At 63.9% G+C, this 16247-nt stretch carries 19 protein-coding genes; 8 read left to right on the forward strand and 11 right to left on the reverse strand.

Going from position 1 to position 16247, the window contains the following annotated elements; all coding sequences use genetic code 11:
* Positions 1 to 50: 50 nt before the first annotated feature.
* The 6 genes from modC to CAG34_RS15100 form a co-directional block, all read right to left on the reverse strand.
* A complete protein-coding gene (gene modC, locus CAG34_RS15080; RefSeq protein ID WP_085590923.1) occupies positions 51 to 1142 on the reverse strand; it encodes a molybdenum ABC transporter ATP-binding protein in 1092 nt (363 codons plus the stop codon).
* Position 1143: 1 nt separating this feature from the next.
* Positions 1144 to 1824, reverse strand: a complete 681-nt coding sequence (gene modB, locus CAG34_RS15085) for a molybdate ABC transporter permease subunit (protein ID WP_085590925.1) — start codon at positions 1822 to 1824, stop codon at positions 1144 to 1146.
* Positions 1824 to 2582, reverse strand: coding sequence for a molybdate ABC transporter substrate-binding protein (modA, locus tag CAG34_RS15090; protein WP_085590927.1), 759 nt, complete (start codon positions 2580 to 2582; stop codon positions 1824 to 1826). Before modA ends, modB begins: the two co-directional genes overlap by 1 nt.
* 194 nt (positions 2583 to 2776) lie before the next feature.
* On the reverse strand, positions 2777 to 3865 hold the full coding sequence (locus CAG34_RS15095) for a nitronate monooxygenase family protein (RefSeq protein ID WP_085590929.1): 1089 nt from the start codon (positions 3863 to 3865) through the stop codon (positions 2777 to 2779).
* A gap of 38 nt (positions 3866 to 3903) precedes the next feature.
* Positions 3904 to 4074 carry a hypothetical protein gene (locus tag CAG34_RS29035; RefSeq protein ID WP_013973186.1) on the reverse strand — a complete coding sequence of 57 codons (171 nt, stop codon included), beginning with the start codon at positions 4072 to 4074 and terminating at the stop codon, positions 3904 to 3906.
* A gap of 7 nt (positions 4075 to 4081) precedes the next feature.
* Positions 4082 to 4384: a DUF1883 domain-containing protein gene (locus CAG34_RS15100; protein ID WP_004375922.1), complete on the reverse strand. Its 303-nt coding sequence runs from the start codon at positions 4382 to 4384 to the stop codon at positions 4082 to 4084.
* Between the two features lie 160 nt (positions 4385 to 4544).
* Between CAG34_RS15100 and CAG34_RS15105 the strand changes: the two genes are divergently transcribed.
* The 8 genes from CAG34_RS15105 (at position 4545) to CAG34_RS15140 (ending at position 12103) form a co-directional block, all read left to right on the forward strand.
* On the forward strand, positions 4545 to 4904 hold the full coding sequence (locus CAG34_RS15105) for a hypothetical protein (RefSeq protein ID WP_085590931.1): 360 nt from the start codon (positions 4545 to 4547) through the stop codon (positions 4902 to 4904).
* Between the two features lie 77 nt (positions 4905 to 4981).
* The gene (locus CAG34_RS15110) at positions 4982 to 5632 is read left to right on the forward strand and encodes a cytochrome c (RefSeq protein ID WP_085590934.1); all 651 of its coding nucleotides are present in this window, start codon (positions 4982 to 4984) and stop codon (positions 5630 to 5632) included.
* The gene (locus tag CAG34_RS15115; protein WP_046614978.1) at positions 5629 to 6543 is read left to right on the forward strand and encodes a c-type cytochrome; all 915 of its coding nucleotides are present in this window, start codon (positions 5629 to 5631) and stop codon (positions 6541 to 6543) included. The genes CAG34_RS15110 and CAG34_RS15115 overlap by 4 nt, the downstream gene beginning before the upstream one ends.
* Positions 6544 to 6841: 298 nt before the next feature.
* Entirely contained in the window at positions 6842 to 7681 is an 840-nt protein-coding gene (gene galU, locus CAG34_RS15120) for a UTP--glucose-1-phosphate uridylyltransferase GalU (RefSeq protein ID WP_085590936.1), read from the forward strand.
* A gap of 188 nt (positions 7682 to 7869) precedes the next feature.
* On the forward strand, positions 7870 to 9225 hold the full coding sequence (gene gorA, locus CAG34_RS15125; protein WP_075045612.1) for a glutathione-disulfide reductase: 1356 nt from the start codon (positions 7870 to 7872) through the stop codon (positions 9223 to 9225).
* A 268-nt stretch (positions 9226 to 9493) separates the two neighbouring features.
* Positions 9494 to 10057 carry an alkyl hydroperoxide reductase subunit C gene (ahpC, locus tag CAG34_RS15130; RefSeq protein ID WP_004375926.1) on the forward strand — a complete coding sequence of 188 codons (564 nt, stop codon included), beginning with the start codon at positions 9494 to 9496 and terminating at the stop codon, positions 10055 to 10057.
* A 125-nt stretch (positions 10058 to 10182) separates the two neighbouring features.
* A complete protein-coding gene (ahpF, locus tag CAG34_RS15135) occupies positions 10183 to 11745 on the forward strand; it encodes an alkyl hydroperoxide reductase subunit F (RefSeq protein ID WP_075045611.1) in 1563 nt (520 codons plus the stop codon).
* A gap of 169 nt (positions 11746 to 11914) precedes the next feature.
* Positions 11915 to 12103 (forward strand): hypothetical protein, encoded by a 189-nt coding sequence (locus CAG34_RS15140; protein ID WP_013973178.1) that lies wholly within the window; start codon positions 11915 to 11917, stop codon positions 12101 to 12103.
* 4 nt (positions 12104 to 12107) lie between these two features.
* On the opposite strand, the gene CAG34_RS15145 is transcribed toward CAG34_RS15140, so the two are convergent.
* From CAG34_RS15145 to lpxO, 5 genes are all read right to left on the reverse strand, one after another.
* A complete protein-coding gene (locus tag CAG34_RS15145; protein ID WP_085590938.1) occupies positions 12108 to 12755 on the reverse strand; it encodes a YceH family protein in 648 nt (215 codons plus the stop codon).
* Between the two features lie 179 nt (positions 12756 to 12934).
* Positions 12935 to 14146: a serine/threonine transporter SstT gene (gene sstT / locus CAG34_RS15150; RefSeq protein WP_085590941.1), complete on the reverse strand. Its 1212-nt coding sequence runs from the start codon at positions 14144 to 14146 to the stop codon at positions 12935 to 12937.
* 78 nt (positions 14147 to 14224) lie between these two features.
* Complete coding sequence (locus tag CAG34_RS15155; RefSeq protein ID WP_085590943.1) at positions 14225 to 14794, reverse strand: GNAT family N-acetyltransferase; 570 nt, start codon at positions 14792 to 14794, stop codon at positions 14225 to 14227.
* A gap of 78 nt (positions 14795 to 14872) precedes the next feature.
* Positions 14873 to 15217: a carboxymuconolactone decarboxylase family protein gene (locus tag CAG34_RS15160; protein WP_013973174.1), complete on the reverse strand. Its 345-nt coding sequence runs from the start codon at positions 15215 to 15217 to the stop codon at positions 14873 to 14875.
* A 119-nt stretch (positions 15218 to 15336) separates the two neighbouring features.
* Positions 15337 to 16236: a lipid A hydroxylase LpxO gene (gene lpxO, locus CAG34_RS15165; protein ID WP_013973173.1), complete on the reverse strand. Its 900-nt coding sequence runs from the start codon at positions 16234 to 16236 to the stop codon at positions 15337 to 15339.
* Between the last annotated feature and the right edge of the window lie 11 nt (positions 16237 to 16247).

Raw genomic sequence — 16247 nt, forward strand, 5'->3', positions numbered from 1 at the left:
AGGCCTCGATCAGGTCACTGATCAATGGACACCAGCCATGGGGCCGATGCTCAGCCCAGCAACGCCACCGACTTGATCTGGGCGAACAGCACCTGGCCCGGGTGCAGGCCGAGCTGGTCTGCCGAGAAGCGGGTGATGCGTGCGAGCAAGGCGTTGCCGCCGGCATCCAGGCTGACCAGCACATGGGCCGGGTTGGAGGCCGGGCGGCTTTCGCGCACGCGCACTGGCAGGCGGTTGAGAATGCTCGAAGTGCTGTCGGCTGCCAGGGCCAGGCTGACGTCACGAGCCTGTACCTTGACCCGCAAGGTGCTGCCCATCGCCTGGGCCGGGTGGGCGATACGCAACAGCGGCCCATCGTTGCCGGGCAGGCGCAGGTCGAGCAGGTCGTAGTGCGGGTCGTGCCCGACCACCAGGCCCTCGAATACCACACCGGCATCCTCGCCCTCGGCCAGCGACAGGTCGAGACGGGCCAGGGTTTCGCCGATCGGGCCGCTGGCCACTGCCTGGCCTTGCTCCAGCAACACCAGGTGGTCGGCCAGCCGCGCCACTTCCTCCTGGGCATGGCTGACATACACCAGCGGGATGTCCAGTTCGTCGTGCAGGCGCTCCAGATAGGGCAGGATTTCGCGCTTGCGCGGCCCGTCGAGGGCAGCCAGCGGCTCGTCCATCAACAGCAGGCGCGGGCTGCTGAGCAGGGCGCGGGCAATGCCCACCCGCTGCGCCTCGCCACCGGACAAGGTTGCCGGCCGGCGTGCCAGCAAGTGGCCGATACCCAGCAGCTGGCAGGCCTGGTCGAGGCTGACCTTGCGCTCGGCAGCGGCCACCCGGCGCCAGCCGAACTCCAGGTTGCCGCGTACCGACAGGTGCGGGAACAGGCTGGCCTCCTGGAACACGTAGCCCACCGGGCGCAGGTGTGGTGCCTGGAAGTAGCCACGGGCGCTGTCTTCCCAGACTTCGCCGTTGACCTCGATGTAGGCGCTGGCGGCCCGTTCCAGCCCGGCCAGGCAACGCAGGCAGCTGGTCTTGCCAGAGCCGGAGTGGCCGAACAGCGCGCTGATGCCGCGCCCGGGCAGGTGCAGGTCGACGTCCAGGGTGAAGTCGTCGCGCGCCAGTTTCAGGCGCGCCACAATCGATGCGCTCATATCAGCTCCAGCCAGCCTTGCCGCGGCGCCCAGCGTACAGCAGGAGCAGCACCAGGAACGAGAACACCAGCATGGCACCTGCCAGCCAGTGTGCTTGCGAATAGGCCATGGCCTCGACATGGTCGAAAATCTGCACCGAGACCACGCGTGTCTTGTCGGGGATGTTGCCGCCAATCATCAACACCACGCCGAACTCGCCCACGGTGTGGGCGAAACCGAGGATGCTGGCGGTGATGAAGCCCGGGCGGGCCAACGGCAGCACCACGTGGACGAAGGTGTCCCAGGGGCTGGCGCGCAGTGTGGCGGCCACTTCCAGCGGGCGCTGGCCAATGGAGCCGAAGGCATTCTGCAGCGGCTGGACCACGAACGGCATGGAGTAGATCACCGAGCCGATCACCAGGCCGGTGAAGCTGAACACCACGCTGCCCAGGCCCAGCGCCTGGCTCGCCTGGCCCAGCCAGCCATGCGGGCCGAGGGCAATCAGCAGGTAGAAGCCGATCACCGTGGGTGGCAGCACCAGCGGCAAGGCCACTACCGCGCCCACCGGCCCGCGCAGCCACGAGCGCGTGCGCGCCAGCCACCAGGCGATGGGCGTGCCGACGATCAGCAGGATCAGGGTGGTCAGGCTGGCCAGTTTCACGGTCAGCCAGATGGCACCCAGGTCACTGGCGTCCAGTGGCATCAGATTTCATAACCGTAGGATTTGATCACAGCCGCGGCTTTCGGGCCTTTCAGGTAATCGACCAAGGCCTTGGCGGCGGGGTTGTCCTTGCCTTTTTCGAGGATTACCGCGTCCTGGCGGATGGGCTCGTGCAGGGAGGAGGGCACGATCCAGGCCGAACCGCTTTCGACCTTGCCGTCCTTGTAGATTTGCGACAGGGCGACAAAGCCCAGCTCGGCGTTGCCGGTGGAGACGAACTGGAACGCCTGGGTGATGTTCTGCCCTTCGACCAGCTTGGGCTTGGTGGCTTCGGTCAGCTTCAGCTTGCCCAGCACCTGGGTGGCGGCCAGGCCGTAGGGAGCGGTTTTCGGGTTGGCGATGGACAGGTGCTTGAACTGGTTCTTCTTCAGCACTTCGCCGTTGGCGTCGACATAGCCGGGCGTGGCCGACCACAGGGCCAGGGTGCCGATGGCGTAGGTGAAGCGCGAGCCCGGGACAATGGCCTTTTCCTGCTCGAGCTTGGCCGGGGTGCTGTCGTCGGCCGCCAGGAATACCTCGAACGGCGCCCCGTTCTTGATTTGTGTGTAGAACTGGCCGGTGGCGCCATAGGCGGCGACCAGCTTGTGGCCGGTGTCTTTTTCGAAGTCTTTGGCAATGGCCTGGATGGGGGCTGTGAAGTTCGCTGCGACCGCGACCTGGACTTCATCGGCCCAGGCAGTGTTGAAGGCGAGCAGGCTGGCCAGGGCGGTGGCAGCCAGGTGGAACGGGCGGATACGCATGAAGACAGTTCCTTGGGGGTTATCGTTATAGCCTGAACTATATAGCGATAGGCCATGGGCCGGGAAGGGGCAGGATGATGCATGGGCAGGTCCGGCCCCTTCGCGGGCTTGCCCGCTCCCACAGTACTGCGCGGCATTCAAAACCAGTGGTGAACCTGTGGGAGCGGGCAAGCCCGCGAAGAGGCCGAGCCTGCTTATGCAGAAGCCTTGCAGCCGACCAAGGCCAGCGCCTTTTCGGCAATCTCCCGGGTCAGCTCGCCCGCCGGCATATGCCTGCCCAGCCGCAGCGCCTGCCCCGACCACAGGTTGCTGAAATCGCTATTGCCCTGCGGATCCGTAATCGCCCGCAAAGGCATCAGCGCTCCGCCGGCCAGTGGGAAGCGCGGCGCAAGGTCGCTCATCGGCCCCAGCTCGCGCATGATGCGGTTGTTGATGCCGCGCGCCGGTCGGCCGGTGAACAGGTTGGTCAGCGCCGTGTCGCTGGCGGGCGCGCTGTCCAGGGCCTGGCGATGCGCCGGCGAGACCTTGGCTTCGGGGCAGAACAGGTACGCTGTTCCGATCTGCACTGCCGAAGCACCCAAGGCCAGTGCCGCCAACAGGCCGCGGTGGTCAGCAATGCCGCCGGCGGCAATCACCGGCACGCTGACCGCATCGGCCACCTGTGGCACCAGGGCGAAGGTGCCGATCTGGCTGGTGATATCGTCGCTGAGGAACATGCCGCGATGGCCGCCTGCTTCATAGCCCATGGCAATGATCGCATCACAGCCGTGGTGCTCCAGCCACACGGCTTCCTCTACGGTGGTGGCGCTGGACAGCACCTTGGCACCGCTGGCCTTTACCCGTTGCAGCAGGTCGGGCTGGGGCAGGCCGAAGTGGAAACTCACCACCTCCGGGCGCAGTTGCTCGACCAGCTGGCAGCTCTGTTCGTCGAAAGGCGCGCGGTTGGACACCGGTGTGGGCGCCGCGAAGTCTGCGCCCACTTCGCTGTAATAGGGCTCGAGCGCCTGCTTCCAGCGTGCATCGCGCTCGGCATCGGGCGCTGGCGGCTGGTGGCAGAAGAAGTTCAGGTTCAACGGGCGGCCCGGGCAGCCGGCGCGGAAGGCGGCGATCTCGGCGCGCACCTGGTCGCCCGTGAGCATGGCGCAGGGCAGGGCGCCCAAACCGCCCGCCAGGCCCACGGCAATGGCCATGCCCGAGCCCGTCGCACCGGCCATGGGGGCCTGCAGAATGGGCAACTCGATGCCCAGCAGGTCGAGGATGCGGCGGTCGGGCCAGTGGCTCATGCGGTTCTCCTTGCGCGGGCGAGCGGTGCGGCGGGGGCTTACAAGGCTTTGCTGACCTGGATGTCGCTGATCTTCTCGGCGTCTTCGCCGTGAATCTTGCGCAGGGCTTCCAGGGCTTGTTCGAGGGAGGCGTCGGGCATCAGTGCGAAGTCCCAGCGGCGCTGGCCGTCGAGCTTGTACTTGATGACGTACTTGGTGGTCTGGGTCATGGTGGCCTTATCTGAGTTTCGACGATGAACGACGGACGATCTTGATCTTGTGGGTCAAGGTTGGCTTGCGGGTGACCGAGATCGGGCGGGTTGTCACGGTATCGATGGTGATGTTCCAGAAACCGGTGCTGGGCACGGTGATCTTCGCCGGGAACTTGTCGAAATGGCCACCGTGGTAGGTGTGACGGCCGCCGTTCTTGAAGCTGCGGAAGTTGGCGTCGTTCATCAGGCGGATGTTGCAGCGCTGGGAGCACTCGATGACGACGATGTCGTCCTCGTTCAGGTGCTCGCGCTGGTGTACGAATTTCATGTGATGCTCCGCAAGGATTGGTTCTGCAAAGGCGAAAGATACCACGATGTCGGGTTACACTGCCGCGCTGTTCCGCCAGGCGTAGATAAATCTGCCAAAGCAGGGAGCAAAACGGCCTGGCTGTGGTCGAAGCGGATTCTTGAAGGCAGAGGTGCTGCAAATGAAGTGGATGGTGGCGGCGGTGGCGGTGACGCTGGGTGGCTGTGTGAGTGTTACGGAACTGGAACAGTCGCGCGAAACGCTTGATGTAATCTCGGGCAAGTCCCCACGCGCGTATGCCGATTGCGTCAAGCAGAAGCTGGCCGATACCCGCGACCCGCTGGTGGAAGAGCAGCGCGGCGATGGCCTGCGGCTGATCGTGCCGCAGAAGATCAGCTCGGGCGTGGGCCCGGCGGCGCTGGTGGATATCGACAAGCGTGGCAGCGGCAGCAGCATCAAGCTGCACGAACGGCTGAACAACTTCCCGCTGCGCCTGGGCGACGTGCGCACCGCAGCCACCCAATGCATCTCCGGTAGTTGATCCAGGGCAACTGATCACGGTCCTTTTGCTTATATGTTTTAGGCCTAAGCATATAACAATAGAAAAGGAGATTCGTGATGACACCGCTGAGTCGCGTCGTGATCGGCAGCCTGCTGATCCTGGCCTGGCCCGCGGCGCATGCCGCCGATGGCCAGAAAGTCTTCACCCAGGGCGGGGCCAACCCCGCCGCCATGGCTTGCCTGGGTTGCCATGGCCCGGACGGCAAGGGCATTGCCGCTGCCGGCTTCCCACGCCTGGCCGGGCTGCCGGCCGCTTACCTCAGCAAGCAATTGCATGATTGGCGCAACGGCAGCCGCAAGCAGCCGGTGATGGAGCCGCTTGCCAATGCCCTGAGCGAGGATGAGATCGAGGCGGTCAGCACCTATCTGGCCAGCCTGCCGGCAGACCCTGCAGGCGACCTGCGTCGCCAGCAGATTGCCGATGACCCCACCACCCGCATGGCCCTGTACGGTGACTGGAGCCGGCAGATTCCTGGTTGCGTGCAATGCCATGGCCCGGGCGGTGGCGGGGTTGGCGAACACTTTCCGCCCTTGGCCGGCCAGCCCGCCAGTTACCTGGTGGCGCAGCTCAATGCCTGGCGGGACGGCACCCGCAGCAATGACCCCAACCAGCTGATGGTCGGTGTGGCCAAGGCCATGACCGATGACGAGATCAAGGCCGTTGCCGAGTTCTTCGCCCGCCCCGCCAGCCAGGAGGTCAAGCCATGAAACCGATGATTCCAGCCCTGCTGCTGCTGGCCATGGGCAGCGCCCAGGCCGCCCAGATCGCCATGGAAGACCAGTCGCAGTTGAAAGTGCCGGGTGTGCAGGCCGCGCCGCAGTTCGTGCCGCCAGCGGAAAGCGAGTTGCCTGACAATGCCTTTGGCAAGATGGTGCGCGAGGGGCATGCCTTGTTCGTCGACACCCGCAGGTTGATGCCTGAGGCCGTGGGCAACGGCATGAACTGCAGCAACTGCCACCTTGACCAGGGGCGGCTGGCGCATTCCGCGCCGATGTGGGGGGCGTACCCGATGTACCCCGCGTACCGCAAGAAAAACGACAAGGTCAACACCTACGCCGAGCGTATCCAGGGCTGCTTCCAGTTCAGCATGAACGGCAAGCCGCCTGCGGCCGACAGCCCGCAGATGACGGCGCTGGCGGTGTATTCGTACTGGCTGTCGACCAAGGCGCCGACTGGCGTGGAGATCGCCGGGCGAGGTTACCCGGAGGTACCGCAACCCAAGGGCGGTTACGACTTCAAGCGCGGCCAGCAGGTTTATCGCGAGCAGTGTGCGATCTGCCACGGCGACAACGGCGAGGGGCAGAAGGTGGCGGGCGAGTATGTGATGCCGCCGCTGTGGGGCAAGGACTCCTACAACTGGGGCGCCGGCATGCACCGCATCAACACCGCGGCGTCGTTCATCAAGTACAACATGCCGCTGGGCAAGCCGGGCAGCCTGAGTGACCAGCAGGCCTGGGATGTGGCGGCCTGGGTCAACCGCCATGAACGGCCGCAGGACCCGCGGCTGGTGGAAGGCTCCATCGAGAAGACGCGGGTGAAGTTCCATGCCAATGACGGGGTGAACCTGTATGGGCAGAAGGTCGATGGGGTGTTGATCGGGCAGGGCACGGGTAGCTGATTGCCTGCCAGGGCCCTATCGCCGGCAAACCAGCTCCCACAGGTCTCTGCGTAGCTTTTGAAAACTGTGCAGTCCTTGTGGGAGCTGGCTTGCCGGCGATAGGGCCAGTACAGGCAACCCCGATTTCCTGTCATCCAACGGTCATGGATGACAGCAATATTTACGATCCCTCGGAACTATCTACACTGGGTTATCTCTATCTTCCCATCGATCGGTCACAGGTAGGGCATTGTAAGGTGACTGCCGCCTGATTAGACTGCGCCGAATTCCACAGGCCTAGCCTTTTGTAAGGACGTATATGATCAAAAAATGCTTGTTCCCGGCAGCCGGTTACGGCACCCGCTTCCTGCCCGCTACCAAAGCCATGCCCAAGGAAATGCTGCCGGTGGTCAACAAGCCACTGATCCAGTATGGCGTTGAAGAGGCACTGGATGCCGGTCTGAGCGAGATATCCATCGTCACCGGGCGCGGCAAGCGTGCTCTGGAAGACCACTTCGACATCAGCTACGAGCTGGAAAACCAGATCAAGGGCACCGACAAGGAAAAATACCTGGTTGGTATCCGTCGTCTGCTCGACGAGTGCTCGTTCTCCTACACCCGCCAGACCGAAATGAAAGGCTTGGGCCACGCCATCCTGACTGGCCGCCCGCTGATCGGCGACGAGCCGTTCGCCGTGGTGCTGGCGGACGACCTGTGCGTGAACCCGGAAGGTGACGGCGTACTGACCCAGATGGTCAAGCTGTACAACCAGTTCCGTTGCTCGATCGTCGCCATCCAGGAAGTCGATCCGCAGGAAACCAACAAGTACGGCGTGATCGCCGGCGACATGATCCGTGACGACATTTTCCGCGTCACCAACATGGTCGAGAAGCCAAAGCCGGAAGATGCCCCGTCGAACCTGGCGATCATCGGTCGCTACATCCTGACCCCGGACATCTTCGACATCATCGCCAACACCGAGCCGGGCAAAGGTGGCGAGATCCAGATCACCGACGCCCTGATGCAACAGGCGCAGAACGGCTGCGTGATCGCCTACAAGTTCAAAGGCAAGCGTTTCGACTGCGGTGGCGCCGAGGGCTACATCGACGCGACCAACTTCTGCTTCGAGAACTACTACAAGACTGGCAAGGCTTACTGATAAGCCGCTACTTGTATCAAAGCTGATAACTGGGGCTGCTTTGCAGCCCTTCGCGGGCACGCCCGCTCCTACAGGTACTGTGCAGGCCTTCAAGGTTGCGCCGGTACTGTGGGAGCGGGCGGGCCTGCGAAGGGTCGCAAAGCGGCCCCAGTGCGTTATGCTGGGCGCCTGCCTAGGGGAGTGAATACATGGCCTACGATTTTGATCTGTTCGTGATTGGTGCCGGGTCCGGCGGTGTGCGCGCGGCGCGGTTTGCCGCCGGCTTCGGCGCAAAGGTGGCAGTGGCCGAGAGCCGCTACCTGGGCGGTACCTGCGTCAACGTGGGTTGCGTGCCGAAAAAACTGCTGGTGTACGGCGCACACGTCGCCGACGAACTGGAGCAGGCCGCAGGCTTCGGCTGGACCCTGGAAGAAGGGCATTTCGACTGGGGCACCCTGATTGCCAACAAGAACCGGGAAATCGAGCGCCTCAACGGTATCTACCGCAACCTGCTGGTCAACAGCGGGGTCACCCTGCTGCAGGGGCATGCGCGCCTGACCGGTGCCAATGAAGTGGAAGTGGATGGCCAGCGCTACACCGCCGAGCACATCCTCATCGCCACCGGTGGCTGGCCACAGGTGCCGGACATTCCGGGCAAGGAACTGGCCATCACCTCCAACGAAGCCTTCTACCTCAAGGACCTGCCACGCCGGGTGCTGGTGGTGGGCGGTGGCTACATCGCCGTCGAGTTCGCCGGCATCTTCCAGGGCCTGGGGGCGGCTACCACGCTGCTGTACCGTGGCGACCTGTTCCTGCGTGGTTTCGACGGTTCGGTGCGCACGCACCTGAAGGAAGAACTGGAAAAGCGCGGCCTCGACCTGCAGTTCAACGCCGACATCCAGCGCATCGACAAGCTCGAGGACGGCAGCCTCAAGGCCACCCTCAAGGATGGTCGCGAGCTGGTCACCGATTGCGTGTTCTATGCCACCGGCCGGCGCCCGATGCTGGACAACCTGGGCCTGGAAAACACCGGTGTCGAACTGGATGCACGCGGTTACATTCGGGTTGACCAGCAGTACCAGACCACCGCGCCGTCGATCCTGGCCATTGGCGACGTGATTGGCCGCGTGCAATTGACTCCGGTGGCTCTGGCCGAGGGCATGGCTGTGGCCCGGCGCCTGTTCAAGCCCGAGCAATACCGCCCTGTGGACTACCAGAACATCCCCACCGCAGTATTCAGCCAGCCGCCCATCGGCACCGTGGGCCTGACCGAGGAGCAGGCGCTGGAGGCCGGGCACAAGGTGCAGGTATTCGAGAGCCGCTTCCGTGCGATGAAACTGACCCTGACCGACATCCAGGAAAAAACCCTGATGAAGCTGGTGGTCGATGCCGAGACTGACAAGGTGCTGGGCTGCCACATGGTTGGCCCCGACGCCGGCGAGATCATCCAGGGCCTGGGCGTTGCCCTGAAGGCCGGTGCGACCAAGCAGCAGTTCGACGAAACCATTGGCGTGCACCCGACCGCTGCCGAAGAGTTCGTGACCATGCGCACGGTCACTCGCTGATGCCACTGGCCTCATCGCCGGCAAGCCAGCTCCCACAGGGATTGCACAAGTGCAGAGACCTGCGCAGTACCTGTGGGAGCTGGCTTGCCGGCGATGGGGCCCTTGAATGCCCCGCAATCCTTTGCTCAGCCCATTCCCTTCTATTAATTATCCTCGGTTATAGCCAAAACCAATCACAAGCATGAGCTTTGCCAATGAGCCTTTATCGGGACCAGCGGTTAGGATTCTCTCCATCAACTGATTCCAACCCCATGAAGGAGCGTCTCTCATGCCAATCATCAACAGCCAGGTCAAACCGTTCAACGCCACCGCCTACCACAAGGGCGAGTTCGTCCAGGTCAGCGAAGCCGACCTGAAAGGCAAGTGGTCTGTCGTGTTCTTCTACCCGGCCGACTTCACCTTCGTCTGCCCGACCGAGCTGGGTGACCTTGCTGACAACTACGCCGAGTTCCAGAAGCTGGGCGTGGAAATCTACGGCGTGTCCACCGACACCCACTTCACCCACAAAGCCTGGCACGACACTTCGGACACCATCGGCAAGATCCAGTACCCGCTGATCGGTGACCCGACCCACGTCATCTCGCGCAACTTCGACGTGCTGATCGAAGAAGCCGGCCTGGCCGATCGCGGTACCTTCGTGATCAACCCGGAAGGCCAGATCAAAATCGTCGAACTGAACGACGGTGGTGTAGGCCGCGATGCTGCCGAACTGCTGCGCAAGGTGAAGGCTGCCCAGTACGTTGCCGCTCACCCAGGCGAAGTTTGCCCGGCCAAGTGGAAAGAAGGCGAAGCCACCCTGGCGCCGTCGCTGGACCTGGTCGGCAAGATCTAAGCCGATGCGCATGTCGCGGGCGGTAGCCAGCCGCCAAAGCTGAAGTACCTACCGCCCCGTAAAAGCGCCCGGGCGACCTCGCCTGGGCGTTTTTGTATCCGAGTTTTGAAAAAGGAATCGCCCGTATGTTGGACGCCACGCTTAAATCGCAACTGAAAACCTACCTGGAGCGGGTCACCCAGCCGATCGAGATCGTTGCCTCCCTCGACGACGGCGCGAAATCCCGCGAATTGCACGACCTGCTGGTGGAAATTGCCAGCCTGTCGAACCTTATTACCTTCAGCGCGGACGGCAGCGATGCCCGTCGTCCATCGTTCTCGCTGAACCGCCCGGGGGCCGACATAAGCCTGCGCTTCGCCGGCATCCCCATGGGCCACGAATTCACCTCGCTGGTGCTGGCACTGCTGCAAGTCGGTGGGCACCCGTCCAAGGCCAGTGCCGAAGTGATCGAACAGATCCAGGCGCTGGAAGGCGAATTCACCTTCGAAACCTACTTCTCGCTGTCGTGCCAGAACTGCCCGGATGTGGTCCAGGCGTTGAACCTGATGGCGGTGCTCAACCCCAACGTGCGCCACGTGGCCATCGACGGCGCGCTGTTCCAGGCGGAAGTGGAATCGCGCAAGATCATGGCGGTGCCGAGCATCTACCTGAACGGCGAAGTGTTCGGCCAGGGCCGCATGGGCCTGGAAGAAATCCTCGGCAAGATCGACACCAACGCAGCCGGTCGCCAAGCCGAGAAGATCAACGCCAAGGACGCCTTCGACGTGCTGGTGGTCGGTGGTGGCCCAGCCGGCGCTTCGGCAGCCATCTATGCCGCGCGTAAAGGCATCCGCACCGGTATTGCGGCCGAGCGTTTCGGCGGCCAGGTGCTCGATACCCTGGCCATCGAGAACTTCATCTCGGTACAGGAAACCGAAGGGCCGAAGCTGGCCACGGCGCTGGAAGAGCACGTCAAGCAGTACGACGTGGACATCATGAACCTGCAGCGCGGAGAAGCGCTGATCCCGGCCACCGATGGCGGCCTGCACGAAGTACGCCTGGCTGGCGGCGCCTCGCTCAAGGCCAAGACCGTGATCCTGGCAACCGGTGCCCGCTGGCGTGAAATGAACGTGCCGGGCGAGCAGGAATACCGCGCCCGTGGCGTGGCTTACTGCCCGCACTGCGACGGCCCGCTGTTCAAGGGCAAGCGCGTGGCGGTGATCGGTGGTGGCAACTCGGGCGTGGAAGCGGCCATCGACCTGGCGGGTATCGTCGCCCAGGTAACGTTGATCGAGTTCGACAGCCAGCTGCGTGCCGATGCGGTACTGCAGCGCAAGTTGCACAGCCTGCCGAACGTGAAGGTGATCACCAGTGCGCTGACCACCGAAGTGCTGGGCAATGGCGAAAAGGTGACCGGCCTGCGTTACAAGGACCGCACCACCGACCAGCAGCATGAAGTGGCGCTGGAAGGCATCTTCGTGCAGATCGGCCTGCTGCCGAACACCGACTGGCTGAAAGGCACCGTCGAGCTGTCGCCGCGTGGCGAGATCATCGTCGATGCCAAGGGTCAGACCAGCATCCCGGGTGTGTTTGCGGCGGGTGACGTGACGACTGTGCCGTACAAGCAGATCGTGATTGCGGTGGGTGAGGGGGCCAAGGCATCGCTGGCGGCCTTTGACCACCTGATCCGCACTTCGGCACCGGCGTAAGCCCGTACCGGCCCTTTCGCGGGCATGCCCGCTCCCACAGGTACTGCACAGGTCTTGAGATTTGTGATGAGTCCTGTAGGAGCGGGCATGCCCGCGAATGCGTCAGAACTGACAAAGCTGAATCTGAGGATGTCTATGATTACTGCAGACACCCTCAGGAACCACACCCATGACCCTGATCAGCCGCGAACCCTGGTGGCTAGTCCCCCCAAAACCCGGGCAGCAAGAGCAGGACCTGCACTGGGGCTACCTGGAAATCTACGCCGACGGCCGCACCGTGTTCGTCGACCAGCGCCCCAGTGACCGGGAGCTGGCCGAGCGCAAGAGCTGCCGCAACTTCCCCGACCCCGAGCCGTGACGGCTCAGCCTTCCAGTTCGGCCAGGCGTGCCTCCAGCGCCGCGATGCGCGCTTCGAGGGCTTCGATGCGCTCTTCCGACACATTGCCACCGCTGCTGCGTGCCCCGCCTTCCTGCTGCCGTGCAGCAAGGATCGCCTCGATTTCCGCCGGGTCGCCCAAGGCATGGGTGTAACGGTCTTCGCGCTGGCCGGCCTGGCGTGGCAGGTGCAAGGCCAGGCCGCGCGAGATCAGGCGCTCCAGCTGGTGCTGGATCTGCTCGGTGTCGTCGAAGTCGTGCAGGCGGTTGCTGCGGGTCAGCAGTTCGTTGAGGGTTTGCGGCCCGCGCAGGAACATCAGGCCCATCAGCACCAGTTGCGCCGGCACCAGCTCCAGCGCCTTGTCCACCCGTTGTTCCCAGCGGTCGGCGCGGCTGCCCATCTGCAGGCGGGTCATGTCTTGCCCTTCGAGGGCGCGCAGGGCCTGGCCGACCTGGCCTTGGGTGAGGTTCATCACCGGCTCGCGACTGGTCTTCTGGTTGCAGGCCAGGACCAGGGCGTTGAGGGTCAGCGGGTAGCTTTCCGGGCTGGTGGCCTGCTTCTCGATCAGCGAGCCGAGAATACGGATCTCGATGCTGTTGAAGCGGCCTTCGCCGACGGTTTCGTGTTCTGACATGGCCCTGTCTCATTGCTGGGGAAAGGCCACTAGCCTAGGTAAAGCGCCAGGCTTAAGCAATCACTGGGATCATCGCCGGCAAGCCAGCTCCCACAGGTACAGCACAAGCCGTAAGGCCGGCACTATCCCTGTGGGAGCTGGCTTGCCTGCGAAAGGGCCGCAAAGCGGCCCCGGCAAACTCAAGCGTTGCGCCGCTCTTCAGCCTGGCACGCCGCCGCGGTAAACAGCACATCGGTCGAAGAGTTCAGCGCCGTCTCGGCCGAATCCTGCAGCACGCCGATGATGAAGCCCACCGCCACCACCTGCATGGCAATTTCGCTAGGGATGCCAAACAGGCTGCACGCCAGCGGAATCAGCAGCAGCGAGCCACCGGCCACACCCGAGGCGCCGCAGGCACAGACCGCCGCCACCACGCTGAGCAGCACGGCGGTCGGCAGGTCCACCGGAATACCCAGGGTATGTACAGCCGCCAGCGTCAGCACGGTAATGGTGATGGCGGCTCCGGCCATGTTGATGGTCGCACCCAGCGGGATCGACACCGAGTAGGTGTCTTCATGCAGGCCAAGGCGCTCCGACAGGGCCAGGTTGACCGGGATGTTGGCCGCCGAGCTACGGGTGAAGAACGCGGTGATACCGCTTTCGCGCAGGCACAGCAGGGTCAGCGGGTAGGGGTTGCGGCGGATTTTCCAATACACGATCAGCGGGTTCATCACCAGCGCCACGAACAGCATGCAGCCGATCAGCACCGCCAGCAGGTGCAGGTAGCCGAGCAGGGCGTCCAGGCCCGACTGGGCCAGGGTGGCGCTGACCAGGCCGAAGATACCCAGCGGGGCGAAGCGGATGACCACGCGCACGATCAGGGTCACGCCATTGGACAGGTCCTCGACCACGGTGCGGGTGGTTTCGCCGGCATGGCGCAGGGCCACGCCCAGGCCGATGGCCCAGGTCAGCACACCGATGAAGTTGGCGTTGAGCAGGGCGTTGATCGGGTTGTCCACCGCGCTCAGCAGCAGGTTCTGCAGCACTTCACTGATGCCGCCTGGCGCGCTCAGCGTAGCGTCGCCGGTGCTCAGCACCAGGTTCGACGGGAACAGCATGCTGGCGACCACCGCGACTACCGCTGCGCTGAAGGTGCCCAGCAGGTACAGCCAGAGGATCGGGCGGATATGGGTTTCCTGGCCGTGGCGGTGGTTAGCGATCGAGGCCATGACCAGGATGAACACCAGCACGGGGGCCACCGCCTTGAGGGCGCTGACGAACACTTTCCCGAGGAAGGCCATGTCGCGGGCGATGGCGGGCGCAAGCAGGGCCAGGGCGATGCCGGCGATCAGGCCGATGACGATCTGCGTCACCAGGCTGGTGCGGTTGAGGAAGCGGAGGACGGGGGTCATGTGCAGCGATATCCCAGCATGTTCAAAAAGGGCGCGACTTTACCATAGACCTTCGTCGAGCAGGGCGGCCTGAAGAAGTCAGCGCCCGCGCCGCCGCGACACCCGCGCCTCGATGTTCTTGCGCCCGATCAGCAGCGGCGGCTTTTCCACTACCGGCTCGTCCGCCAGCCACTTGTACATCACCAGGCAGTCCACCAGCCCCAGGCGGGCATGGCGATAGGCCTTGGGCAGGCGGCCAACGGTTTCGAAGCCCAGCTTGTGCCACAGCGCCACTGCCACCTCGTTGGTGGCCACCACCGAGTTGAACTGCAGGGCCAGAAAGCCCTCCTGGCGTGCCTGTTTCTGGGAGTGCTCGCACATCAACCGCGCGACGCCGCGGCCGCGTGCCGGCTCACAGACCATGTAGCCGCAATTGCCCACGTGCCCACCAGGCCCGGCGGCATTGGCCTTGAGGTAATACGAACCCAGCAGCTCGCCGTCTTCCTCGGCCACGAATGCGCGCGCGGGCAGTTCCAGCCACAGCTGGCGGGCCTGATCGAAGCTAAGGGCCGGGTCGAATGCGTAGGTTTCACGGGCCTGTACGACGGCCTGGAAGGTGGGCCAGAAGCGTTCGAAGTCTTCCGGTGTCATGGGGCGGATGTGGATCATGCGGGTTCCTGCAAGGGCTGGGCCGCCCAGTCTGGGTGGCGCGGCGCCGTCGCGCAAGGGCGGCGACGCCAATTGCGCTCAGCCGTTGGCCTTGCCCACCGCATCCATGGCACGTGCCGAGTAGACCAGCGCGGCACCGGCGTTCATCGCCACGGCCACGCCGAGGGCCTCGGCGATTTCCTCGCGGCTGGCGCCGTGCTTGACGGCCTGCTGCGAATGCACCGCGATGCAGCCATCGCAGCGTGTGGTCACGGCCACGGCGAGGGAGATCAGCTCGCGGGTCTTGGCGTCCAGGTGGTTGGTCTTGGCCCCCGCGCCGCTGGCGGTCATGTAGCCGGCCACGGTGTCAGGGGAAAGCTGCTTGAGATCGCCGATGCCGGCCATCAACTGCTTACGGTAGGCGTCCCAGTCCATCATGCTCATCGTCTTCACCTTGGGGAGGTTGCGAGTGGAGCTTTCAGGCTAGTCGAAGAGTGGAAAGTGTGAGGCTTGTACTTTGGTTGGTTGCGCGCAGGCCTTTTGGCTGCGCGCAACCACACCGATCAGATGTAGATGAACACCAGCACCAACGCCGCGACGAACGCCCACTTCTCCAGGTAGTAACGCGTGCGGTTGCGCTTCTTCATCGCCTTGCCACGTTCGCGGATCTTGTAGATGCGGGTAAACAGCCGGTTGATGCCACCGGTCTTGTCGCCGGCATCGTTGGGTGCGGCGGCAGCGGCCATGACGTTGCGGCTGAACCAGCGGTTGAACGCGGTCGCCCAGCGGTACTTGAGCGGGCGTTCAACGTCGCAGAACAGGATGATGCGGTTGTGCTCGGTGGTATTGGCCGCGTAGTGGATGTAGGTCTCGTCGAAGACCACGCCCTCGCCATCGCGCCAGGAATACTTCTCACCGTCCACGTCGATGTAGCAACCGTCGTCGTTCGGCGTGTCCAGGCCCAGGTGGTAGCGGTACGAACCGGCATACGGGTCACGGTGGCGCACCAGCTTGGCGCCCGGCGGCAGGGTGGCGAACATGGCGGCCTTGACCGTGCCGATGCCTTTGAGCAACTCGGTGGTGCGCGGGCACAGGGTCATCGCCGACGGGTGGCTTTCGCCGTACCACTTCAGGTAGAAGCGCTTCCAGCCGGTCTTGAAGAATGAGTTGAAACCGACATCATCGTAATTGTCGGACTTCTTGATTTCGCCCACATGCAGCAGCTGTTGGGCTTCTTCGCGGATCTCCTGCCAGTGGTCCTGCAGCGTCTGCAGTTCAGGGAAGGCCTCTACCGGCAGGTAAGGCTTGGCCGGGTGCCTGGAAAACAGGTACAGGAAGCTGTTGACCGGGGCCAGGAAGCTGGAGTGGTCGCCCAACTGACGGGTCAGCTTGTGGCGAACGCGACCGCGCAGGTGAACATAGGCGATCGAGAGGACGAAGATGAGGACTAAGGCGATTTTCATGGGCGGATACG

Origin of the sequence: Pseudomonas sp. B14(2017), assembly GCF_002113255.1 — a bacterium.
GTDB classification, from domain to species: Bacteria; Pseudomonadota; Gammaproteobacteria; order Pseudomonadales; family Pseudomonadaceae; genus Aquipseudomonas; species Aquipseudomonas putida_Z.